Here is a 21,531-nt window from a genome sequence, read left to right on the forward strand (position 1 = left end):
CCCCCGTGGGCCTTTGGGCCCCGGGCGGGGCCCAAAAGGCCCACGGGGGTTACGACCAGGTATACAGGAACGGCCGGCGCGGGTTGACGCCCCAGTCCAGGCTGGCGGCACACACGCGTTCCTTCCACCATGCGCCGAAGCGCCCACCGAGCACGGCAGTACGGGGATTGTCCTCGGCGTCGGTGAACTGAACGAGTGCCGACCGGCGGCCGAGGCTCAGGTTCCGTCCGACGAAACGGGGCCGTACGGGGGCGGGAGTCTTGCCGCCGAGGCTTCGAAGGACCGTGTCGGCCGCGTGCGCACCCAACGGAATCGCCGCCTGACAACTCATTCGCAGCGGCATTCCGTCGATGACCGCGGCGTCGCCCGCGCCGACGATGTTGGGGAACGACGGGCAGATCAGCGTGTCGTCGACCAGTAACCGCCCGTCCGGATCGGTGGGCAGCCCACTCGAGCGTGCCAGGTCGGGAACTGCGGATGCCACTGCGATGATGACGCATTCCGCCGACCGCTGCCGACCGTCCGCCAACTCGATGCTGTGTTCACGCACGCGGGCCACCGGACTGTTTTCGTCGATCGTGACACCGAGTGCGGCGAGGGTCCGGCGGATCTGCCCTCGCGCCTTGTCCGGAAGGTCCTCCGCGACAGTGCTTCCCGAAACCAAAACGATCGACAGTGCGGGTAGCTGCTCGGCCAGTTCCGCGGCGGTCTCGATGGCCGTCGGCCCGCCACCGACGACGACGACCGGCGCACCTGCCGGCAATGCGGTCAATCGCGTCGCCGACGCCCGTGCGGAGTCGTATTCACCGACGGCACAAGCGTGTTCCCGCGCGCCTGGAAGATCGTCGATCCGGGAGGCGCTGCCGACCGCGTAGATCAGGTGGTCGTATGCGAGCGCGTCGCCACCGGCGAGACGGACCGTGTTGTGCGGCGCGTCGATCGTCGCGACGGTGTCGACCACGAGCCGTGCTCGCCGATGCAGTGCACTCGTCAACGGAACCGTGCCCGAGTGGGTTCCCGCCGCGACTTGATGGAGCCTGATGCGTTCGACGAACTCGGTGCGCGGATTCACCACCGTCACCTGCAGACTCGGATTCTTCGTCAGCAGCCGTTTCGCTGCGACAACTCCCGCATATCCGGCGCCTGCCACCACCACATGTGTCATGAATCTCGCCCCTTCCGAGAAGGTGATCGAAGAACCCCTGCCCGGCGACGCTAGAGCACGATTGCCCAATAGTTCCAATGCATTCGGATCATGGAGGCGATGCATTTAGGCTATAGCGGTGACCTTGGACCAGCTGAACTGCTTCGTTGCCCTCGCCCGGGTGGGGCATTTCACCCGCGCCGCGAACGAAGTCGGTATTGCACAGCCGTCGTTCAGCCGCCAGATCGCGGCACTGGAGAAGGCTGTCGGAGTTCGCTTGTTCGACCGCACGCCCGGCGCGGTCGAATTGTCCGCAGCGGGCGAGGCGCTGCTGCCCGTCGCCGCCCGGATGATCGCCGACCGCGCGACCGCGTATCGCCGAATCGACGAGTTGACCGGCCTGACCCGCGGCCGGCTGCGGCTCGGCGCCACACCGAGTTTGTGTACGACCCTGGTCGCCGAGGTTCTCGACCGGTATCGCACCGCGTATCCCGGAGTGGATCTGCTGGTCGCCGAGGCCGGTTCACGCACCCTCACCACGCGACTCGCGCGTGGTGAGCTCGACGTGGCACTGGTCATCGCCGAACAGACCGACCACACTCCGGGACTGGATCTGACTCCGATCCTGCGTGAGGAACTCGTCGTCGTCTCGTCCACCGATCATCCGGCACCGGCAGTGCACCGCACGCTCACTCTCATGGAACTCGCCGCACTTCCCTTGGTGCTGTGCCACGACGGTTACGACCTGCGCGTCGTCCTCGATCAAGCGCTGGCAGCCGCGAGCCTGGAACCTCGCATTGTTCTCGAAGGTGCCGAACTCGGCGCGGTCCTGCGTTTCGTGGCGCGGGGCATCGGTGTGACGGTTGCGCCCGCGATGGCAGCCCTGCACTATCCGGGGCTGCGGGCAACCCGGTTGACATCACCCGAACTGCACCGCACCATTGTTTTCGCGCATCGCGCCGACCTCGCCCCGAGCCATGCGGCGGTCGCCTTCCGCACACTTGTCGGTGACGCTGTCGACGTGCTCATCGCCGATGACGACGTGGCCTTCGAACGACCTTGATCGACACCGGCGACTCGGTAACACGCAGGTGGGTTCACACTCCCACGTCGCCGGCACCGTCGAGCCACTGCACGAGTTGGATGACGATTCCGTTGGGATCGAGCATCTGGAAATAGCGCTCGCCCCACGGTTCGGTCTCGATCGGCGTGACGATCGAGACACCTTCGTCCCTGAGCCGGTCGTATTCGGCGTCGATGTCGTCGACGACGAATGCCACGAGCGTGCCCTGCCCGGCGGCCCCGTCGTGGCTGGCCGGCTTGAAGGTGCCGAGTCCGGTGCGCAGGAAGATCAGGTTGAATCCGACATCCTCGCGGGTGAGGGACACGAACCCGTCTGCGGCCATCGCGCGGGTGAAGCCGAGATGATTGGTCGCGAAGTCTGCCGATGCCTCGACGTCCGCAACGTTGAGGGACAAGGCGCTGCCGGTGATCTGCACGAGAACTCTCCTCTTTGTCGGATACCACATGCTGGATACCGCCATTTAACGTACACCGTACGTCAAATGTTCCCGGCCACCGCGGGTTGTTCCACGAACGTTCGGCGCGCACGATGAGAAGGCCCCGAACACCCCGATCCGCGGAGGCGAACCCGATGACCGACACCCTCAACCCGGTCGATTTCCTCGCACAACGCATCGTCGACGCATCACTCGGAACAATCGATCTGATCGCGATGTATCTCGGCGACCGACTCGGCTGGTACCGAAGCCTCGCCGCAGACGGACCGGCCACCCCCGACGAACTGGCCGCCCGCACGGGCACCGCTCCGCGATACGCCCGGGAATGGCTCGAGCAACAGGCAGTAACGGGACTGCTCGTCGCGAGCGACGACGACCCACGGCGATACACGCTCCCGGACGCGGCGGCCGAGGTCCTCACCGACGAGCACAGCCTCAACTATGTCGGCCCGCTCGCACGGATGCTCGCCGGACTCACCGTCCATCTGCCCGCGCTGCTCACCGCGTACCGCACCGGCGGTGGCGTGAACTGGGCCGAACTCGGCGCGGACGCACGAGAATCGCAGGCGGCCATGAACCGGCCATGGTTCGAGACCGCCCTGCCCGCGGCGCTGGCGTCGGTGCCCAGCCTCCACGACTCGCTCCGGAAACCGGGTATCGACATCGCCGATATCGGTTGCGGTGGCGCATGGTCGACCATCGCCTTGGCGCGCGCATATCCACGAGCGCAGGTGTTCGGCTACGACATCGATCCCGCATCCGGCACCCTCGCCGAATCCAATATTGCTGATTCCCCTGATGTTTCGGATCGCGTCACGATCACCGTCGCCGATGCGGTCGCACTGCCGGAACGTCGATTCTCGGCAGTGTTCGCGTTCGAGTGCATCCACGACATGCCCCACCCGGTCGACGTGCTCGGTGCCGCACGGAAGGCACTGGTCGACGACGGCGTGATGATCGTCATGGACGAAGCAGTCGCGAATGAATTCACCGCTCCCGGAAACGAAGTCGACCGGCTCATGTACGGATTCAGCCTGACGTGCTGCCTCCCCGACGGGATGAGTCACCCGGACTCCGCCGGGACCGGAGCGGTGATGCGCCAGTCGACGCTGCGGCGCTACGCAGCGTCGGCCGGGTTCACCGACGTCTCGGTCCTGCCGATCGAGAACTTCGGATTCTGGCGCTTCTACCTGCTCACTACGGGCTGACGACGCCGCACGCATCCGACGCCGACGCCAGCAGCGCGCCCACCATCCTGATCATCACCGAAGTCGCCTCCGGGACCGGCAATTTCAACACGTCACGCAACGACACCCAGGTCGGCCACGTGGTGGCTATTCCCAATGCCTGTACCAGCTCGCGCCGGGAGTCGGCGTCGAGCCCGGTGAGCTCACGGCCGAACACCGCTTCGATTTCGGTGGTCGTCTCACGCAGGTACCGCGAACGGTTGCGTTGCAGTTCCCGTGAGTACGGTGCCCGGATCTCCGACGACCGCGCGAACGGAGCAACGAATTCGAGGACCCTGGCGTGTTGCCTGCAGTACGCGTCGACCCGCTCCCGCAGATCCAACTCCGGGTCGATCGTCGCGATCATGGCCTGCTGTTTGCGGGCAAGTTCCGCACCCGACGCGGCGAACAGAGACTCGAGGTCGTTGAAATTCCCCCACAACGACCGCACCGACACCCCCGCACGGGAGGCGATCTGAGCGCCGGTCGGCTTGAGTTCACCGGCTCGGATCAGTCCGAGGTGCGCTTCGACAACCGCACGACGGGTCCGATCCGCCCGCGCCGCCCGGCCGTCCGTACCGGGGCGCGCGGAACCCTGTACTCCGGCATCATCGCCCGGCACAGCAGCATCGTCGCCCGGTACGGCAGCATCATCGCCCGGTACGGCGACATCGCGAGGCGGAACTACTCGCACCGCGGGTGTACTTCCATTGACAGCCCCCACCGAAACCCCCAGTTGTCGTGTCTAGTCGTTCGTCGGCACCGCGCTCTTCGCGGTGGCGCGAATGATCGAATCACACAGGGAGGTGTTTGCGCGACGGGTCGCCGCCGCGCCGCGAACCAGAGCGAAACCGTGGAATGCCCCGGGCCAGAGGTGTAGTTCGACAGGAACGCCTGCGTGTTGCAGCCGCTGGGCGTATTCGAGCCCTTCGTCGCGCAGCGGATCGTGTTCGTTGACGGTGATGTAGGTCGGCGGCAGCCCCGCCAGGTCCAACTGCCGGGCCGGTACCGATTCGCCCGTCGGCTGTTGCTCACCGAGGTAGTGTCGCCAACTCAGCGCCGCCTGGGTGCTGTCCCACACGTAGCCGACAACGCCGCCGCGCATCGAGGCGGTCTCGAGCCGGTCGTCGAGTTCCGGCTCCAGCAGGACCTGCAGCGCGATCGGTGGACCTCCGGCGTCGCGTGCACGCAGTGCGATGCTGGCGGCCAGGCTTCCGCCCGAGGAGTCACCGACCACGACGATCCGGTCCGGGTCGATGTCGAGGTGCGCGGCGCTGGATGCGATCCAGCTCAGTGCGGCGTAGCAGTCGTCGACCGCGGCCGGGTAGGGATGTTCCGGGGCGAGCCGGTAGTCGACGGAGACGACGACGGCCCCGGTGCTCCGGGCGATCACCGCATTCACTGCGTCGCTCTGCTCGGCGGATCCGAGTACGAAACCACCGCCGTGGATTTCGAGCACGACGGCGCGCGACCCGAAGTTGCCGTCCGGGCAGGTGTCGGGGACGAACAGGCGAATCGGGATCTCGGGGCCACCGGGTGCGCCGGGTACCAGCCACTCTTCGATGGCGATACCCGACGTATCGACGGGCTCGAGCGTCGACAGCATCGCGTCGAAGGTGCGGCGGGCCTCGTCCACGTCGTCGAGGCGGAAGTCGGGGTACTGGGCGGCGGCAGCGGCGAGATCGGGGTCGATCGCCGCAGACAACGACATAATCTCACTCATGCTCGATGACACTATTCGATTCAGCAGTCCCGGTGCAGATTTTGAACCCGGTCCGGTCCCGGGCGACAGTGTCGACCGAGACCGGACGTGGAATCAGCCGGCGAGCAGGCCCTTCGCGATGTGCGTCACCTGAATCTCGTTGCTGCCCGCGTAGATCATCAACGACTTGGCGTCGCGCGCGAGCTGTTCGACGCGGTACTCGGCCATGTAGCCGTTGCCGCCGAACAACTGCACCGCTTCCATCGCCACTTCGGTCGCGGCACGCGAGGAGTACAACTTCATCGCCGACGCCTCGGACAGACTCACGGGCTTCCCGGAGCCTGCGCGTTCGATAGCGCTGAACACCATGTTCTGCACGTTGATGCGCGCGATTTCCATCTCGGCGAGCTTGAGCTGGATGAGCTGGAACTGCGCGATCTCCTGCCCCCACAACTTGCGGGACTTGGCGTACGCGGTGCACAGCTTCAGGCACTGCTCGATGATGCCGAGCGACAGATAGGCGATGCCGATGCGTTCGGCCGCGAACGATTCCTTGGCGCTGCTCTTGCCGTCACTCTTGCCGCCCTCTTCGGTTTCACCGAGGAGACGGTCGCGGGTGATGCGGACGTTGTCGAAGAACAGTTCGCCGGTGGGCGAGGAGTTCATGCCCATCTTCTTGAACGGCGGGCTCTGGGTCAGGCCCTCCATACCCTTGTCGAGCACAAACGCGAGCACCTTGCGGTCGCGGCGGTCGACGCTCGCGTCGCCCTCGTCGAGCTTCGCGTAGACGATGATGACATCGGCGTACGGACCGTTGGTGATGAAGGTCTTCTGGCCGTTGAGAATGTAGTCGTCACCGTCGCGGCGCACGGTGGACTTCATGCCGCCGAATGCGTCGGAGCCGGAGTCCGGCTCGGTGATCGCCCAGGCGCCGACCTTCTCCATCGTGACAAGTCCGGGAAGCCAGCGCTTCTTCTGGGCGAGCGTGCCGCGACCGCGGATGGTGCCCGCGGTCAGGCCGAGGCTCACTCCCATCGACGCGACGAGACCGAGGCTCACGCCGGCGATCTCGATGTTGAGCAACGCTGCCATGCCGGGCGAACCGCCCATCGCGCCGGACTTGGCGGGTGCACTCTCCCCCGCTTCCTCGCGGGCGAGCGCCTTCGTCAGCGATTCCTCGGCCATTTCGTCGATGCCGAACGCCGCGAACATCTTGCGGATGATGTCGAAGGGCGGCAGCTCACCACTCTCGAGCTTGTCGACATGGGGGCGGATTTCTTTCTCGATGAAGCTGCGCAGCGCGTCGCGGAACATGAGATCGGTGTCGGACCACTCGTACATATTCGCAATATAGAACAGGTTCCTGTTCGCAGTACAGGAGTCGTCCCACTCCCCGTCGAATCCACGGCCCCGCTACCACCCGCTCGATACGAAACGCGGTCGGATCCGGACGAGACTTAGGTCGCAAATATTAGTTAGTGTGCGATTTATATGTGTACTCTCTATCTGTACGGAATCGGATGTCAACGAGGAAGCGAGACAGCACATGCGCACTCGACCAAGCCCCATCCAGTGGATCGCCTACACATTCGGTCGCCCACTGCCCGCCTCGATGCGCGAGTGGGTCCGCAACGACCTGGTCGGCGACCATGCCGTCAGCCGTCACATGATCCGCAGCCAGATCCCGTTCCTGCCGGTCTACGCGGCGTTCCTGCTGCTGCCCGGCCCCATCTGGCTCCGACTGAGCACGGCGGGCCTCGGCCTGATGCTGTCGCTGTTCTTCTCGATCTCGTACATGGCCCACAACCGCTCGCGACGCCTCGAGAAGAACGGCCTGCCGGGCGACCTCGAAAACGACCGGGTCGTGCAGCGCCGCGCAGCCGAGCAGGCCGCCTACGAGCGGTGGCGCAACACCCTCGCCCCGATGTAGAGCTAGCGATGCCACCCGGCGAGCACCGTCCGCACCGCCGCGACGACGGCCAGCGGCTGGTCGATCATCGGATGATGCCCGGCCGCGGGCAGCGCGACCATCAGCGCATCGGGTCCGAACTGTTCCCGCAACTGCGCATACAGCCGGTCGGCGACGATTCCGTGCTCACAGCGGAAGTACGCGACGGGACAGCGGGGACTCATCGCCGTGAGGCTTTCGCGGAACTCGCGGCCCATCCGCAGGGCGTCGAACTTCCAGGAATACCCGCCTTCGACCGGCTTCAGGGATCCACGCGCGATGTGTTCGAGAACGAACGGTTCGGCATCGTCCTGCGGCGGCACGAGGCGGAACCGCGCGACCGCGGCATCGATCGTCGGGTACACCTTCGGCGGACCCGCCGTGGCGGTCGCCTTGATCCGCATCTCGAGTTCTTCGGGAGTGAGATCGCGGATCGGCGAATCGAGAACGACCACACCGGCGAGTTGTTCCCCGCGCAGGTGCGATGCGGCGAACGAGACGATGCCGCCCATGCTGTGGCCGATCAGTACCGGCGGTCCGGCGATCGCGCCGGCTGCCGCGACGGCGAGCACTTCGTCCGCCCACACGTCGAGCGCATAGTGATCGCGGTGGTCGCTGTCGCCGTGCCCGCTCAGATCGAGCGCGACGACTCGCCTGCCCTGGGCGAGTTGCGGACCGATGTGGTCCCACCAGCCCGAATGCGCCATGCCGCCGTGGACGAGGACGACGCCGGGCAGCCCGGCCTCTCCCCATGCCCGATAGGAGATCGTCGCACCGGACACGGTGCACTTTCCGGTCTCGACGGGTGTGGCGATCGCGTCGCTGAACCACCGCGGAACAGAATTGTTATCCGTGCTCATTACTCGAACTTAAGGCGACGTCGGACATCTACCAACAGGCGGGTTGACCTCCTGGGCCTGTGCGTCGTCGGGAATCACCCGGTCGACGGCGATCCGCACCAGATCGGCAGCGCGCGACTCGTCGAAGATCCCAGGAAGGGTGAGGCGGTCGAGGATCAGCCAGTTCAAGGCGAGATACAGCAGCGCGACGGTGTCGTCACCACCGGGCAGCCCGGTTTCCCGGTAGTTGGCGACGTTGAAGTCGAGATCGGCTCGCACCCGTTCGGTCAGCAAGTCCTGTAGCTCGGGCCGCCGGGTCGCCTCGAGCCGAAGTTCGAGGATGGCCAGATACCCGGTGCGGAAGCCGGTGACCCGCTCAACCACGTCGGTCATCAATTCGGTCATCGATTCACGGGTCTGTTTCTGCCGCGACTGCGCCACGACGTCCTCCCCGGGGATCAGCCGTTCGTAGTAGCGGTGTCCCACCTGGACGAGCAGGTCGTCGCGGTTGACGAAGTAGTTCGACGCCGTCCCCGCGGGCACACCCGCTTCCTTGTCCACGGCACGGAACGTCAACCCCCGCGCTCCGTCTCGGGCGAGCACCTCGATCGATGCATCCAGCAGGGCCTGCCTGCGCTCCGGATTCGCACGAACCACTTGACACCACTCCAACCGTAGTACTACGTTCAAACCACTTCACACATAGTACTATGAATGGGGTGGTCCTCGTGCGAAAGCTCGTCTACTACGTCGCGGTCTCACTCGACGGCTACATCGCAGGCCCTCGAGGGGAGGTCGACTTCTATCCGCTGTGCGACGACATGACCACGTGGATAAACGAGAACTACCCGGAGTCCGTGCCGACGCACATTCGCGAACATGTCGGAATGCCCGTCGAAACGCCGAATCGACTGTGGGACACAGCGATAATGGGTCGAGGCACCTATGATCCGGCGCTGGAAGCGGGCGTGACCAGCCCGTACCACCATCTGAAGCAATACGTCTTCTCCCGCACCCTCGCCCCGGCCGACAACCCGCAGGTCGACATCGTCGACACCGACCCGGCCGAGCTGGTCCGGAAGCTGAAACTCGAAGAAGGTCTTGATATCTGGCTCTGCGGAGGCAGTTCGCTCGCCGGTCAGCTCATCGACGAGATCGATCAGCTGATCGTGAAGAGCTACCCGGTGATCGTCGGCGACGGTCTCCCTGCACTGTCCGGAAACTTCGCGCCGGCACGGTTCACGGTCACTCAGCGCCGCGAATTCAGTTCGGGCGCACAGATGACCTGGCTCGATCGTGCCTGACCACACCCATCACCAGGTGCTGCTGTCCCAGTCCACTGCGTCGTTGACCGCCGCGCCGCCGTTGGCCGAATCCGCACAGAATGCGGTGACATTGCCGGTGACCCCGGTCAGGTTGCCCGGATCGAGCGTTTCGAGGTCGTGCTCGCGCAGCATGCTCATCAGGGTGCTCTGCTGATCGGACGAGTCCTCAGCCAGATAGTCGGCGCAGGTGGTCGTGTCGCCCGTGGAACCGCACCCGGCCGCCGCCCCGACAATCATCACCACACCACATGTCGCCACGAAGCGCCGCGCCGCGCTCCCCGTCACTTGAACAGGTCCTTGATCTTGCCGCGGTAGCGGTAGGCGAGCCCACCGACGACGGCGACGGGGATCGCCCAGACCGGCCCGCTCGACGTACGAACCCGGGCGGCAACGTAGTCCGGGGAGGCGGCAAGTACGTCGTTCAGTATCGGGAAGCTGTTCACAACCGGTGACGATAGAGACGTCCACCCGGGTCAGGGAACTGCCTGCCGCCGAAATCGTACGTTCGGTGGACACCAAAGCCGAAACTGCCAGGTTGCCCGTCACGCACAAAGCCCCACAACGACTTCCGGATCGATTCCTGCGGCCCAGGGCACGCTACGGTGATCCATGCGATTCACCTTCCTGGCCGCGGCGACCACGGTCCTGACCGCGACAGTACTGACGCTGGCGTCCTGCAGTTCGCCCGTCGGTGCCCCCGGCTGCCGCGCCGCAGGCACCGACGGGCGGACCATCGTCGCCGTATCTGAGACCACGTCCGACGGCCGGATCCAACTCGGCTGCACGTTTACCGACAACTACTCGGACTATGGATTGTCGTCGCGCGCTGTGCGGATCAGCAACTATCACGACTGCCCGTCCTACCGCATCATCGACGATGTGAACGGCGAGTTTCCCGGCCCCGACTTCTGATTCGGCACCGTCGTGGTCGCCGAACCCGCCCCTCCCGGGTGATGGGAACCAGTTCACACCCGGTCAGACCGAATAATGGTTCCCATCACCCGGAGTGGGAGGGGGTCGGATCACTCCACGAGGACGGTGATCGTCTCGGCGACGAGGGCCGGCTTGTCACCGCCCTGAACCTCGACGGTGTAGGTCACGATCAGGTTGGCGCCCTTGGCGGTACGGTCGACGGACGTGACCGTGGCACCGGCACGGACCTTCGAACCCACCGGCACCGGCGCGGGAAAGCGCACCTTGTTGGACCCGTAGTTGATGCGCATCGTCAGGCCGTCGACGGTGAAGATCTCCAAACCGAGTTCCGGCAGCAGCGACAGCGTGAGGTAGCCGTGGGCGATCGTCGTGCCGTACGGGCCCGACGCGGCACGTTCGGGATCGACGTGGATCCACTGATGGTCACCGGTGGCGTCGGCGAACGTGTTCACACGCTCTTGCGTGACCTCGAGCCACTGGCTGTAGCCGAGGTGTTCGCCGACTGCGGCTTCGATCCCGGAAATACCCTGGAAAACACGCATGGTCCGCACTCCTTGTGGTCGTGGCCGGATTGTCGATGCCCAGCTCGTCTGAGGGTGACGCAATAGGTGTAATACTCTGGCAGAGAGTAACTTACCGGCAGTTCCGTGGGTATGCCCGCCATGTCGGAACAAAGTTGGTGCACCCGCACCGACATCACCGTCCGGTCACAGACCGCCGCGGGCCACGAGTTGGCTTGCGATGACATTGCGCTGAATCTCGTTGGTACCCTCGCCGACGATCATCAGCGGGGCGTCACGGAAATAACGTTCGACGTCGTACTCGGTGGAGTACCCGTAACCGCCGTGAATACGTACCGCGTTCAAGGCGATTTCCATCGCAACTTCCGAGCAGAACAGCTTCGCCATACCGGCTTCCATGTCGCAGCGTTCACCGCAGTCGTACCTTTCCGCCGCATACCGGGTCAGTTGCCGTGCTGCCGTCAGCTTGGTGGCCATGTCCGCGAGGTAATTACCGATGGATTGATGTTTCCAGATGGGCACACTGAAGCTCTCGCGCTGCTGCGCGTATGCGAGGGAATCCTCGAGTGCCGCTGCCGCGACGCCCAACGCACGTGATGCGACCTGCAATCGACCTACCTCGAGCCCCTTCATCATGTGCGCGAAACCCCTCCCCGGTTCGCCGCCGAGAATCGCGTCGGCGGAGATCCGGTAGCCGTCGAAGTTCACTTCGCAGCTCTCGACACCCTTGTAGCCGAGTTTCGGCAGGTCACGCGACACGGTCATCCCCGGCCCGTGCTCGACAAGCACCACCGAGATACCGGTGTGTCGCGGCGTCGCCGACGGGTCGGTCTTGCACAACAGTGCGATCAGGCCCGAGCGGCGGGCGTTGGTGATCCACGTCTTCGCACCGTTGATCACCAGGTCGTCGCCGTCGCGTTCAGCGGTGGTGGTCATCGCCTGCAGGTCGGAGCCGCCGCCGGGTTCGGTCAGCGCCATCGTCGCGCGGATCTCACCGGTCGCGAGCTTCGGCAGATACGCGCGCTTCTGCTCCTCGGTGCCGAACAAGGTCAGCAGTTTCGCGACGACGGTGTGCCCGCCCATCGCGCCGGCCAGCGACATCCAGCCGCGGGCGAGTTCCTCGGTGACCCGCACGTAGCAGGGCATCGACACGGGCGATCCGCCGTACTCCTCCGGGACGGCCACACCGTAGATCCCGATCTGCTTCATCTGCTCGATCCACTTCTCGGGGTACCGGTCGGCGTGCTCGACCTCCTGCACGGACGGTTTGACCTCGCGGTCGACGAAATCGCGGACGGTCGTGACCAGGAAGGACTCTTCGTCGTTCAGGTTGTAGCTCACGCCGGTGATCCTATGGGTCGTGCGCGCCGCCGCCATGGTCGTACATTGGGTATTGCGACTGCCGACCCGACACTGCACGAGGTTCCCGTGACTTCCGACCGACACACCCACCTGGGAGCCGCGCCCGGCTCCGGTGGACCCTACTTCGACGACCTGACCGTCGGCCAGGTCTTCGACACAGCTCCGGCAGTCACCCTCACCGAGGGTCTCGCCGCGGCCCACCAGGCCATCGTCGGCGACCGGCTGCGCCTGGCCCTCGACACGCACCTGTCCACCGCGGTCGCGGCCGGGCCGATCGCGCACGCGGGTCTGGTCACCGATCTCGCGATCGGCCAGTCCACCCTCGTCACCCACCATGTCAAGGCCAACTTGTTCTATCGAGGCCTGCGCTTCCACCGGTTCCCGCACATCGGCGACACCCTGCACACGACGACCGAGGTCGTCGGCCTGAAGAGCAACTCCGTCACGCCTGGGCGCGCCGCGACGGGCTTGGTGGCGCTTCGGATGTGCACCGTCGACCAGCAAGGTCGCACCGTCCTCGACTTCTACCGTTGTGCGATGCTGCCACTGAATCCGGCGACCGATCCCGCGACCGCGATCCGCGGCGACGACGTGTCGTCGATCGGGCCGCTGGACGAACCGGACTGGGCCGCCCCGGCCGGCTGGAACCTCACCGAATACCGCAACCGTGTTCCCGGAACACATTTCGATCCTTCGCTCACGGGTGCGGTGTTCCGGTCGAGCGGTGACGTCGTGTCGAACGCGCCGGAACTGGCCCGTCTGACCGTCAACATCGCCGCGACCCACCACGACGAACGGATGAGCGCCGCAGGACGACTCGTGTACGGCGGGCACACGATCGGCCTCGCGCTGTCGCAGGCCACACGCGCACTGCCGAACCTCGTAACGGTGCTCGGCTGGCAGTCGTGCGACCACACGGAGCCCGTGCACGAGGGCGACACGCTCACCAGCGACCTGTACGTCGAGTCCGCGTCGGCGCTGCCCGGCGGCGGCGGTGTGTTGAGGTTGCGCTCACTGGTGTTCGCACACCGCGGCGGGGCCGCACATGTGAACAGCGGGGCCCAGCCTGCACCGGTGCTGGACTGGCGGTTCACGGCCCTCATGGCGTGACCGCCCGCACCGTTCGGTTCGGCTCCCGCAGTCAGTCGATCCCGTCGATCAATCCCCACGACAATGCCCGCTCGGCGTCGAGCGCGGTGGCGGTGACGAACAGGTGCAATGCGCGCCAGCGACCGATCCGCCGCGGAACGCTCACCGTCCCGCCCGCACCGGGAATCAGCCCCATCCCGACCTCCGGCAACCGGAACACCGTGCCGGGTGCGGCAACCACTCGTCCGGCGAACGCCGGAATCTCGATCCCGGCTCCCACACAGTGCCCGTGCACCCGCACCTCGATCCGGTCCCGTAGCCGCGCGACGAGACGCCCGGCCCCACCCCGGGTGCGGATCAGATGTGCGACGGCGGTATCCGGGGTGCGACCGAATTCGTCGAGGTCACCGCCGGCGCAGAAGGACGGACCCGCCCCCTCGAGAACGACCCGGCCGATGCTGTCGTCGAGCACGGCAATGCCCAGCGCCTCGACGAGCGCGTCCCGCAGTTGGGTGCCGTACGCGTTGCGGCGTTCGGGCCGGTTCAAGGTGAGGTGCAGCGTGTCGCCGTCGCGGGTGATCAGGACCGGTTCCTGTGGGGCGGCGGGTGGTAGTGGGCGCGGCCCGCGTTCGTCGAGCCAGCGACGGAATTCCGGTCCACCCTGCAGCGCCGAATAGCCGAACGATTCGATATCGATCGCCGCGGGTACGGGCAGTGTCTCGGCGGCCCGCAGCACCTGGCCCGCGGTCAGCGCGGCATACGGATTCGTGGTGACGGCGCTGGTGAACGTCCTGATCGTCTCGTCCAGGTTCTCGGTACCCACCACCGTCCGCTCGCGCGGGTCCGGTCCCGCGACGTAGGTGAGGTCGAGGGCATCGAGGAGCATCCCCAGTCCCGGTGCACCCTCGATGTCCGGTCCCGCGTAGCGCCCGACGAGCAGCCGATCACACTCGCGGGCGCGATCGACGGCGGCCGGCAGCGCATCGTGGGGGGCATCGGCCAGGTCGACGATCAGCACCGGTACGTCGACGACGGCGCCGTCGGCGAGCAGCGGCGTGTGGGCGGCGCCGGCAGCGAGATCCGCCACCCCGATCGCCGGTACCGCGACATTCTCCGCCGTAGCACCTGCGTTCATTCGTTCACCATCGGTTCCACCTCGAGGAAGTCACCGCCGGGCGGCGGTTCAGCAGCCCCATCCAGGGGCAATGTAGCATCGGCGACGTGTCGACCGGTCCGAACATCGATCCCGTCGCAGACTGGGCCGAGAGCGGAATCGCCGCTCTGACCGGATTTCTCGACGGACCCCCGCTGATCCCGCCCGGCCGCGCCGCGACCCGGGCACGCGAGTTGTCCGCGTTCGTCGCGTCCGCGACGTCCGGGGTGGTGCGCCTCGACGGTGCCCGATTGCTGTCCGAACGCGCCGCGTTCACCGGGCATCACCGGTCCGGAAACGTCTCCGCAGGCGGATCGTGTCGTGTCCTGCCGACCGCAGACGGTTGGGCTGCGGTGTCGTGCGCCCGATCCGACGACCCACTGCTCCTCGGCGCGTTGGTGTCCGCCGAGATCGACGGCGATCCGTGGCCGATCGTCGGCCGTTGGTTGCGTGAGCACACCGGCACCGAAATGGCCGAACGTGCCGAATTGCTCGGGGTCGCGGCGGGGCCGATCGTCGCGCCCGCGGCGATGCCGCCGATACCGTCGGCGCCACGTTCGGTCGAGGGATTGCTCGTCGTCGACTTCAGTGCATTGTGGGCGGGTCCACTGTGCGCCCATCTGCTCGGACTCGCCGGCGCGCGGGTGGTGAAGGTGGAGACACCCTGGCGGCCCGACGGTGCGCGCCGAGGCAACCACGAGTTCTATCGACTGTTGCACGGGGGGCACGAGTCGGTGGTGCTCGATCCGAACGTGCCGGGCGAGCGTGCCGCCCTGCACGATCTGGTCGCGTCGGCGGACATCGTGATCGAAGCGTCGAGGCCGCGTGCTCTCGCCGGGTTCGGGCTCGACGCGGATGCCGTCACCGGAGCGGGTGGAACGTGGGTGTCGATCACGGCGCACGGACGGCACTGCGACCGAGTCGGTTTCGGTGACGATGTCGCCGCATCTGCCGGGCTCGTCGCGCACGACCGGGGCACGCCGGTGTTCGTCGGTGACGCGATCGCCGATCCGCTCACTGGACTGACCGCCGCGGCGCTCGCGATGTCCGAGTCCGGCGGCCGACTGTGGGACGTCTCGATGTTCGCGGTGGTCGCCGGCACGCTTCCCGATTCGGATATTACTGTGCCACCGGCATATCGAATCGGCGACCGCTGGTGGGTGGACACCGCATCCGACACCGTCCCGATCGCCGAACCCGCCGCGCGGGCACCATTCGCTACCGCACCGGAATCCGGTCGAGATACCGATGCGGTGCTGTCCGGTCTGGGGATCCGTCGGTGAACCCACTCGTGATACGGGACGTCGAAGTCGACGGGCGAACGGGCATCGATGTGCTGATCGGAGCCGGGGCGATCGTCGCGATCGGCCGGGGTCTCGCCCCACCCGGCGATTCCGAAGTGCTCGACGGTCGCGGCGGTGCACTGATCCCCGGCTTGCACGATCATCATCTACACCTGTATGCCCTTGCCGCGCAGAAGTTATCGGTGCAGTGTGGTCCACCTCGGGTGCGCTCGCGCAGCGATCTCGCGAATGCGCTTACGGCAGCGCCGGGCGACGGATGGATCCGAGGCGTCGGCTACATCGAGTCGGTAGCCGGCCTACTCGACTCGGCGGCGCTGGATCGCATCCACGCGGCACGACCGGTGCGAATCCAGCACCGGAGCGGAGCGATGTGGGTGCTGAACACCGTGGCCGCAACGCTGGTGCGGCTCGACGACGCCGACCATCCGGGGGTGGAGCGCGACGATCGGGGACACCCGACGGGCCGGGTGTGGCGCGCCGACGACTGGCTGCGCGGACGATTACCCACGACGGATCCGCCTGCTCTGGATGCGGTCGGCGCCGACCTGACCCGTGTCGGTATCACGGGCGTCACCGACGCCACCCCGGACCTGCCCGCGAGTTCACTGGAGGCACTGGTCGACGCCCACGCCCGTGGCCTCGTACCGCAACGAATCCACCTGCTCGGGGTTCCCCTCGGATACGAATTTTCAATGCCTGCAAGCACTGTGACTTCGGGACCCTACAAGATCGTCCTCGCGGATTCCGGCCTGCCCGATCTGGACGATCTTGTCGGGACGATCCGGAGAGCGCACACCTCGGGTCGGGCGATCGCCGCGCACTGCGTCACCCGCGAGGCACTGTTGATCCTGCTCGTCGCACTCGACGAGGCCGGTACTGTCCCCGGCGACCGGATCGAACACGGTGCCCTGATCCCCGACGAGACGATCCCGCAACTTCGGCGGCTCAATCTGACCGTCGTCACCCAACCGGGTTTCCTGGCACATCGCGGCGACGACTATCTGCGCGACGTCGACCCGCGTGACCTGCCGGACCTGTACCGGTGCCGGAGCTTGCTGGGCGGGCACGTCCCGCTGGCGTTGTCGAGTGACGCGCCGTACGGTCCGCTCGACCCGTGGGCGGTGATGGCTGCCGCCATCGACCGCCGTTGCCCGAACAGCGAGATCGTCGGCCCCGCAGAACGTATCGACCCGAACGAGGCACTCGACCGGTATCTTGCACCGCTCGACGACCCCGGCGGTCCGGCGCGCACGGTGCGTGTCGGCACCGCCGCCGACCTCGTCCTCCTCGATCGTCCCCTGCGCGAGGTACTGGCATCACCCCACGCAGAGCGCGTGCGCGCCACCATCATTCGCGGCACCGTGCGCTGACGCGCCCGTGTGCCTTTGTGGCTGCTGCAGCAGCCACAAAGGCACACGGGGTCAGGCGGACCACGTGTTGGGACCGTTGAGCAAATCCTGGAGGTCGGCCGGCTTCTCGCACCGCGCCGCCTCGATCTGCGCGCGTACTCCGTCGTCGTAGGTGCCGCGTGCGACGGCGCGCAGAACCCCGGTGACGGTGTAGGTCAGATCATGCGTCGACAACCGTGTCAACGCGTAGGCGTACTCGGGGTCGTCGGTGTGTGCGTCGTGAACGACGATGTCGTCGGCCTCGGTCTCGGCGGTCGGCGCCACGCGCAACCCGAACCCTCGACGCACCACACACCATTGACCGTCTGCACCGAAAACGATGGGGTGCCCGTGCGTGACGTGAATGAGGCGGTCCTCCGCGCCGTCCTTACGCAGCGCATCGAACGAACCGTCGTTGAAGATCGGACAGTCCTGAAGAATCTGGACGAACGCGGCACCCCGGTGCCCGGCGGCCGCGAGCAGCACCTCGGTCAGCCCTGCCCGATCGGAGTCGAGAGCGCGACCGACGAACGCGGCCTCCGCGCCCACCGCAAGCGACAACGGATCGAAGGGAGTGTCGACCGACCCCGCCGGCGTGGACTTGGTGACCTTTCCCGACTCCGACGTCGGTGAGTACTGACCCTTTGTCAGACCGTAGATCCGGTTGTCGAACATCAGAATTCGCAGATTCACATTCCGGCGGAGCGCGTGGATGAGATGATTTCCGCCGATCGACAGACTGTCGCCGTCGCCGGTGACCACCCACACCGACAGATCCGGCCGGCTCACCGCCAGACCCGTCGCGATGGTCGGTGCACGCCCGTGGATGGAATGCACTCCATACGTTTCGAGGTAGTACGGGAAGCGGGACGAGCAGCCGATTCCCGAGACGAACACGACATTTTCTCGCTTGATACCCAACTGTGGCAACACCGACCGGACGGTCGCGAGGACGGCGTAGTCACCGCATCCGGGGCACCAGCGCACCTCCTGCGCGGATGTGTAGTCCTTGGCCTTCTGCGGTGCGTCGGTGAGCGGCACGTGCGTGTGCGCTGCCGGCCCGCGACCGGTACCGGCGTGAATCCCATCGGTCATGCCCGCGTCTCCTTCGTGACGACCGCGGCCACCGCCGCCGGGGTCTTCGCGTCCTCCGTGGCGGCGAGGGTTCCCGCGACCTCCGCGAGCAGCGCCCCGTGGAGTTCGTCGGCTCGAAATGCCATGCCGGACACCTTCGTCACCGGCTGGATATCGGCATCGAAACGCGCGCGCAGCAGCATCGACAACTGCCCGAGGTTCATCTCCGGCACCAGCACCCGCCGGTACCGGGCAAGGACGTCACCGAGATTCGCGGGCATCGGGTTCAGGTGCCGCACATGCGCGCGGGCGATCGCGTGCCCGCCGCGACGCATCCGGCGCACCGCCTCCCCGATCGGACCGTACGACGACCCCCAGCCGAGGACGAGGATCGTCGCGTCACCGGTCGGGTCGTCCACGACGAGATCGGGTACGTCGATACCGGCGATCCGGGCAGCTCGCACCCGCGTCATGAGTTCGTGGTTGGTGTGATGGTACGAGATGTCGCCGGTGCCGTTGGCCTTCTCGAGTCCGCCGATGCGATGTTCGAGACCGGCCGTCCCCGGAATCGCCCAGTCCCGCGCCAAGGTACCGGTGTCCCGCGCATACGGCAGGTGCGGCCCCGCCCCGTCGGACGCGACCGCGAAGCCCGGTTCGATGACGGGCAGTGCCGCCACGTCGGGTATCCGCCACGGTTCGGAACCGTTGGCGATCGCACCGTCGGACAGCAGCATCACCGGAGTGCGGTAGGTGACGGCGATCCGCGCGGCCTCCAACGCCGCGTCGAAGCAGTCGGCCGGGGATTGCGGCGCCACGACCGCCACCGGGGATTCACCGTTGCGGCCGAACAGCGCCTGCAGCAGATCGGCCTGTTCGGTTTTCGTGGGCAACCCCGTGGACGGTCCACCGCGCTGGACATCGACGACGATCAGCGGCAGTTCCGTCATCACCGCGAGCCCGATCGCCTCGGATTGCAGGGCGATACCGGGACCGGACGTGCTGGTGACACCCAGTGCGCCACCATAGGACGCACCGATGGCGGCGCCGATCCCGGCGATTTCGTCCTCCGCTTGGAACGTGATCACACCGAACTGCTTCACCGTGCTCAGTTCGTGCAGGATGTCCGAGGCCGGGGTGATCGGATAGGTGCCGAGGAAGACGTCCATGCCGGCTGACTGTCCGGCCGCGACCAACCCGTATGCCAGTGCGGTGTTCCCGGTGATCTGCCGGTAGGTGCCGGACGGCAGCACCGCAGCCGCGATCTCGTAGCGTGGGGCGAACGATTCGGTAGTCTCCCCGTAGTTCCACCCGGCCCGCAAGGCCAGGATGTTCGCCTGCGCGACGTCGGGCCGGACCGCGAACTTCCGCTCGAGGAATTGTTCGGCCGCACCGATCGGCCGCCCGTACATCCAGGACAACACACCCAGCGCGAACATGTTCCGCGACCGCTGTGAATCCTTCCGTCCCAAACCTGCCGGTGCGACGGCGCCGACGGTCAGGGATGTCATCGGGATCGCATGCACCCGATATTGATCGAATTCCGGGGTGCCGAGAGGATCTGCGTCGTAGCCGACCTTCGCGAGAGTGCGTCTGGTGAACTCGTCGGTGTCGACGATGAGAATCCCACCGGGCGGCAGGTCCGCGATGTTCGATCGGAGCGCCGCCGGGTTCATCGCGACGAGCACGTCCGGCCGGTCACCTGCGGTGAGGATGTCGTGGTCGGCGATGTGGATCTGGAAACTCGAAACACCGGGCATCGTGCCGTGCGGCGCCCGGATCTCCGCGGGGAAGTTCGGCTGGGTGGCCAGGTCGTTTCCGAACGCAGCGGCCTCGGCGGTGAAGCGGTCGCCGGCGAGTTGCATACCGTCGCCGGAATCGCCGGCGATCCGGATGACCACCTGATCGACGACCGTCGCATCGCTGTGATGCCCCCCGGCAACCGACGCCCCGCCCACTACCGAACCGTTCACACCCCTGTACATGTCCGAGCTGTACATATCCGAGCTGTACATATCCGAACTGTCCATATCCGAACCCATGGGCGAATCTCGCTTCCTGAGTGACGGTCCCCACCCGTATTACCCATCGTCGTCCTCAGCCCGGCGGGCGCAACCGGCCCTGTCCGGTAGCCGCAGCGGTCGCGGTCATGAACGCGAGTACCTGCGGCCACGACACCGCATACGCTGCGGCGTTGACCGGATCGGCGTGCCGGGCGCGGGCACTGAAGCCGTGTTCGGCACCCGGATAGTTGTGCACGACGGTCGCGCCCGACTCCCGGTTCTGCAGCGCGGACTGCAACCTGCCGAACGTCGCGGGCGACATGACCGTGTCGGCGCCCGCGTGCAGCAGCATCACCGGTCCGGCGATCCGCGCGGCACCCTCGACGGCATCGACGGTGTGGTTCGGCGGTGCCTGTTCGTGGATCGACGGGTGATAGGCGACCACGCCGGCCAGCCGGTCGTCGCGGCTACCGAGGATCAGGGCGTAGCGGCCGCCGAGGCACCAGCCGATCACGCCGACCGAGTCGAGTTCCAACTCGCCGAACATGTGGTCGAGCAACGCGCGCATCTCGGCGACGGACGTCTCGTCGTCGAGGGCGTTCATCAGTTCGACGAGCCGTTCGCGGGGGTGTCGTCGTCACTGGCACCGTGGAACGGGTCCCACACGAGCGCGGTCAGCCCAGCCCCTGCAATATCCTCCGCGTACTCGCGGACTTGGCTACCGATCCCGGTGATCATGGGCAGCAGCAGCATCCCGGCGCGGCTACGTCCGAGCGGGCGTGCGAAGAACGCAGACAATCCGCCGACCGTGATCCGTTCGGCCTCGATGTCGTTCATGCACTCGAACGTACGGCACCCGCAGGTCCGCTGTAACCGATGTCGGTGTACTCCCGGGACGGAAGATTCGGCGCGGCAGACGTGAACGGGGTGTTCACGCGGACGGTTCGGACAGGTGCGCGCGGCGGGCTAGGGTCGCGCCGATCCCGGCCGCGGCCGCCCGCAC

At 66.6% G+C, this 21,531-nt stretch carries 24 protein-coding genes; 8 read left to right on the top strand and 16 right to left on the bottom strand.

The genetic code is table 11. The features are described from left to right. Positions 1–49: 49 nt before the first annotated feature. Entirely contained in the window at positions 50–1,165 is a 1,116-nt protein-coding gene (locus WAX14_RS12755; protein WP_422628428.1) for an NAD(P)/FAD-dependent oxidoreductase, read from the bottom strand. Between the two features lie 118 nt (positions 1,166–1,283). On the opposite strand from WAX14_RS12755, the gene WAX14_RS12760 reads away from it, so the two are divergent. After that, complete coding sequence (locus WAX14_RS12760) at positions 1,284–2,207, top strand: LysR substrate-binding domain-containing protein (protein WP_422628429.1); 924 nt, start codon at positions 1,284–1,286, stop codon at positions 2,205–2,207. Positions 2,208–2,241: 34 nt separating this feature from the next. Here the strand turns inward: WAX14_RS12760 and WAX14_RS12765 are convergent, their stop codons facing one another. Next, on the bottom strand, positions 2,242–2,643 hold the full coding sequence (locus WAX14_RS12765; protein WP_422628449.1) for a VOC family protein: 402 nt from the start codon (positions 2,641–2,643) through the stop codon (positions 2,242–2,244). A 155-nt stretch (positions 2,644–2,798) separates the two neighbouring features. Between WAX14_RS12765 and WAX14_RS12770 the strand changes: the two genes are divergently transcribed. Next, complete coding sequence (locus tag WAX14_RS12770; protein ID WP_422628430.1) at positions 2,799–3,872, top strand: methyltransferase; 1,074 nt, start codon at positions 2,799–2,801, stop codon at positions 3,870–3,872. On the opposite strand, the gene WAX14_RS12775 is transcribed toward WAX14_RS12770, so the two are convergent. The 3 genes from WAX14_RS12775 to WAX14_RS12785 all read right to left on the bottom strand — a co-directional run bounded on the left by WAX14_RS12775 (position 3,862) and on the right by WAX14_RS12785 (position 6,933). Next, positions 3,862–4,512 (bottom strand): TetR/AcrR family transcriptional regulator, encoded by a 651-nt coding sequence (locus WAX14_RS12775; RefSeq protein WP_422628431.1) that lies wholly within the window; start codon positions 4,510–4,512, stop codon positions 3,862–3,864. The genes WAX14_RS12770 and WAX14_RS12775 overlap by 11 nt on opposite strands. Before the next feature lie 123 nt (positions 4,513–4,635). Next, positions 4,636–5,613: an alpha/beta hydrolase gene (locus tag WAX14_RS12780; RefSeq protein ID WP_422628432.1), complete on the bottom strand. Its 978-nt coding sequence runs from the start codon at positions 5,611–5,613 to the stop codon at positions 4,636–4,638. 93 nt (positions 5,614–5,706) lie between these two features. Continuing rightward, on the bottom strand, positions 5,707–6,933 hold the full coding sequence (locus WAX14_RS12785) for an acyl-CoA dehydrogenase family protein (protein WP_422628433.1): 1,227 nt from the start codon (positions 6,931–6,933) through the stop codon (positions 5,707–5,709). 205 nt (positions 6,934–7,138) lie between these two features. Here WAX14_RS12785 and WAX14_RS12790 point away from each other — a divergent pair, with 205 nt between their 5' ends. Continuing rightward, the gene (locus WAX14_RS12790; RefSeq protein ID WP_422628434.1) at positions 7,139–7,522 is read left to right on the top strand and encodes a DUF5313 family protein; all 384 of its coding nucleotides are present in this window, start codon (positions 7,139–7,141) and stop codon (positions 7,520–7,522) included. A 2-nt stretch (positions 7,523–7,524) separates the two neighbouring features. Here WAX14_RS12790 and WAX14_RS12795 read toward each other — a convergent pair whose 3' ends face one another. Continuing rightward, positions 7,525–8,400: an alpha/beta fold hydrolase gene (locus WAX14_RS12795; protein ID WP_422628435.1), complete on the bottom strand. Its 876-nt coding sequence runs from the start codon at positions 8,398–8,400 to the stop codon at positions 7,525–7,527. Between the two features lie 9 nt (positions 8,401–8,409). Then, positions 8,410–9,036 (bottom strand): TetR/AcrR family transcriptional regulator, encoded by a 627-nt coding sequence (locus WAX14_RS12800; protein ID WP_422628436.1) that lies wholly within the window; start codon positions 9,034–9,036, stop codon positions 8,410–8,412. Between the two features lie 71 nt (positions 9,037–9,107). Between WAX14_RS12800 and WAX14_RS12805 the strand changes: the two genes are divergently transcribed. Next, a complete protein-coding gene (locus tag WAX14_RS12805; RefSeq protein WP_422628450.1) occupies positions 9,108–9,683 on the top strand; it encodes a dihydrofolate reductase family protein in 576 nt (191 codons plus the stop codon). Between the two features lie 9 nt (positions 9,684–9,692). Here WAX14_RS12805 and WAX14_RS12810 read toward each other — a convergent pair whose 3' ends face one another. Then, positions 9,693–9,989 carry a hypothetical protein gene (locus WAX14_RS12810; protein WP_422628437.1) on the bottom strand — a complete coding sequence of 99 codons (297 nt, stop codon included), beginning with the start codon at positions 9,987–9,989 and terminating at the stop codon, positions 9,693–9,695. Then, positions 9,986–10,147, bottom strand: a complete 162-nt coding sequence (locus tag WAX14_RS12815) for a hypothetical protein (RefSeq protein WP_422628438.1) — start codon at positions 10,145–10,147, stop codon at positions 9,986–9,988. The genes WAX14_RS12810 and WAX14_RS12815 overlap by 4 nt, the downstream gene beginning before the upstream one ends. Before the next feature lie 166 nt (positions 10,148–10,313). Between WAX14_RS12815 and WAX14_RS12820 the strand changes: the two genes are divergently transcribed. Beyond that, positions 10,314–10,616, top strand: a complete 303-nt coding sequence (locus WAX14_RS12820; protein ID WP_422628439.1) for a hypothetical protein — start codon at positions 10,314–10,316, stop codon at positions 10,614–10,616. Between the two features lie 110 nt (positions 10,617–10,726). On the opposite strand, the gene WAX14_RS12825 is transcribed toward WAX14_RS12820, so the two are convergent. Then, on the bottom strand, positions 10,727–11,179 hold the full coding sequence (locus WAX14_RS12825; protein ID WP_422628440.1) for a MaoC family dehydratase: 453 nt from the start codon (positions 11,177–11,179) through the stop codon (positions 10,727–10,729). 165 nt (positions 11,180–11,344) lie between these two features. Continuing rightward, positions 11,345–12,535 carry an acyl-CoA dehydrogenase family protein gene (locus WAX14_RS12830; protein ID WP_422628441.1) on the bottom strand — a complete coding sequence of 397 codons (1,191 nt, stop codon included), beginning with the start codon at positions 12,533–12,535 and terminating at the stop codon, positions 11,345–11,347. A gap of 75 nt (positions 12,536–12,610) precedes the next feature. Between WAX14_RS12830 and WAX14_RS12835 the strand changes: the two genes are divergently transcribed. Further along, complete coding sequence (locus tag WAX14_RS12835) at positions 12,611–13,630, top strand: MaoC family dehydratase (RefSeq protein WP_422628451.1); 1,020 nt, start codon at positions 12,611–12,613, stop codon at positions 13,628–13,630. 31 nt (positions 13,631–13,661) lie between these two features. Here WAX14_RS12835 and WAX14_RS12840 read toward each other — a convergent pair whose 3' ends face one another. Then, positions 13,662–14,744, bottom strand: a complete 1,083-nt coding sequence (locus tag WAX14_RS12840; protein ID WP_422628442.1) for an enoyl-CoA hydratase/isomerase family protein — start codon at positions 14,742–14,744, stop codon at positions 13,662–13,664. 86 nt (positions 14,745–14,830) lie between these two features. Between WAX14_RS12840 and WAX14_RS12845 the strand changes: the two genes are divergently transcribed. Together WAX14_RS12845 and WAX14_RS12850 are read left to right on the top strand one after the other, a co-directional pair. Then, positions 14,831–16,045 carry a CoA transferase gene (locus WAX14_RS12845; RefSeq protein WP_422628443.1) on the top strand — a complete coding sequence of 405 codons (1,215 nt, stop codon included), beginning with the start codon at positions 14,831–14,833 and terminating at the stop codon, positions 16,043–16,045. Then, positions 16,042–17,436, top strand: coding sequence for an amidohydrolase family protein (locus WAX14_RS12850; protein ID WP_422628444.1), 1,395 nt, complete (start codon positions 16,042–16,044; stop codon positions 17,434–17,436). The genes WAX14_RS12845 and WAX14_RS12850 overlap by 4 nt, the downstream gene beginning before the upstream one ends. Before the next feature lie 51 nt (positions 17,437–17,487). Here WAX14_RS12850 and WAX14_RS12855 read toward each other — a convergent pair whose 3' ends face one another. The 4 genes from WAX14_RS12855 to WAX14_RS12870 form a co-directional block, all read right to left on the bottom strand. Continuing rightward, positions 17,488–18,549, bottom strand: a complete 1,062-nt coding sequence (locus WAX14_RS12855) for a 2-oxoacid:ferredoxin oxidoreductase subunit beta (RefSeq protein ID WP_422628445.1) — start codon at positions 18,547–18,549, stop codon at positions 17,488–17,490. Next, the gene (locus tag WAX14_RS12860) at positions 18,546–20,510 is read right to left on the bottom strand and encodes a 2-oxoacid:acceptor oxidoreductase subunit alpha (RefSeq protein WP_422628446.1); all 1,965 of its coding nucleotides are present in this window, start codon (positions 20,508–20,510) and stop codon (positions 18,546–18,548) included. The genes WAX14_RS12855 and WAX14_RS12860 overlap by 4 nt, the downstream gene beginning before the upstream one ends. A 112-nt stretch (positions 20,511–20,622) precedes the next feature. Next, positions 20,623–21,132 (bottom strand): dienelactone hydrolase family protein, encoded by a 510-nt coding sequence (locus WAX14_RS12865; protein ID WP_422628447.1) that lies wholly within the window; start codon positions 21,130–21,132, stop codon positions 20,623–20,625. Continuing rightward, positions 21,132–21,365: a hypothetical protein gene (locus WAX14_RS12870; RefSeq protein ID WP_422628448.1), complete on the bottom strand. Its 234-nt coding sequence runs from the start codon at positions 21,363–21,365 to the stop codon at positions 21,132–21,134. The genes WAX14_RS12865 and WAX14_RS12870 overlap by 1 nt, the downstream gene beginning before the upstream one ends. Positions 21,366–21,531: the final 166 nt, after the last annotated feature.

The organism is Rhodococcus sp. (in: high G+C Gram-positive bacteria) (assembly GCF_049299235.1).
Lineage (GTDB): Bacteria > Actinomycetota > Actinomycetes > Mycobacteriales > Mycobacteriaceae > Rhodococcus.

What these genes read in the sequence shown, in the direction of transcription:
- WAX14_RS12770 (WP_422628430.1), top strand. Translation starts at nt 2,799, where the DNA reads ATGACCGACACCCTCAACCCGGTCGATTTCCTCGCACAACGCATCGTC.
- WAX14_RS12860 (WP_422628446.1), bottom strand. Translation starts at nt 20,510, where the DNA reads ATGTACAGGGGTGTGAACGGTTCGGTAGTGGGCGGGGCGTCGGTTGCC.
- WAX14_RS12795 (WP_422628435.1), bottom strand. Translation starts at nt 8,400, where the DNA reads ATGAGCACGGATAACAATTCTGTTCCGCGGTGGTTCAGCGACGCGATC.
- WAX14_RS12855 (WP_422628445.1), bottom strand. Translation starts at nt 18,549, where the DNA reads ATGACCGATGGGATTCACGCCGGTACCGGTCGCGGGCCGGCAGCGCAC.
- WAX14_RS12820 (WP_422628439.1), top strand. Translation starts at nt 10,314, where the DNA reads ATGCGATTCACCTTCCTGGCCGCGGCGACCACGGTCCTGACCGCGACA.
- WAX14_RS12755 (WP_422628428.1), bottom strand. Translation starts at nt 1,165, where the DNA reads ATGACACATGTGGTGGTGGCAGGCGCCGGATATGCGGGAGTTGTCGCA.
- WAX14_RS12790 (WP_422628434.1), top strand. Translation starts at nt 7,139, where the DNA reads ATGCGCACTCGACCAAGCCCCATCCAGTGGATCGCCTACACATTCGGT.
- WAX14_RS12870 (WP_422628448.1), bottom strand. Translation starts at nt 21,365, where the DNA reads ATGAACGACATCGAGGCCGAACGGATCACGGTCGGCGGATTGTCTGCG.
- WAX14_RS12830 (WP_422628441.1), bottom strand. Translation starts at nt 12,535, where the DNA reads ATGGCGGCGGCGCGCACGACCCATAGGATCACCGGCGTGAGCTACAAC.
- WAX14_RS12785 (WP_422628433.1), bottom strand. Translation starts at nt 6,933, where the DNA reads ATGTACGAGTGGTCCGACACCGATCTCATGTTCCGCGACGCGCTGCGC.
- WAX14_RS12840 (WP_422628442.1), bottom strand. Translation starts at nt 14,744, where the DNA reads ATGAACGCAGGTGCTACGGCGGAGAATGTCGCGGTACCGGCGATCGGG.
- WAX14_RS12780 (WP_422628432.1), bottom strand. Translation starts at nt 5,613, where the DNA reads ATGAGTGAGATTATGTCGTTGTCTGCGGCGATCGACCCCGATCTCGCC.
- WAX14_RS12825 (WP_422628440.1), bottom strand. Translation starts at nt 11,179, where the DNA reads ATGCGTGTTTTCCAGGGTATTTCCGGGATCGAAGCCGCAGTCGGCGAA.
- WAX14_RS12865 (WP_422628447.1), bottom strand. Translation starts at nt 21,132, where the DNA reads ATGAACGCCCTCGACGACGAGACGTCCGTCGCCGAGATGCGCGCGTTG.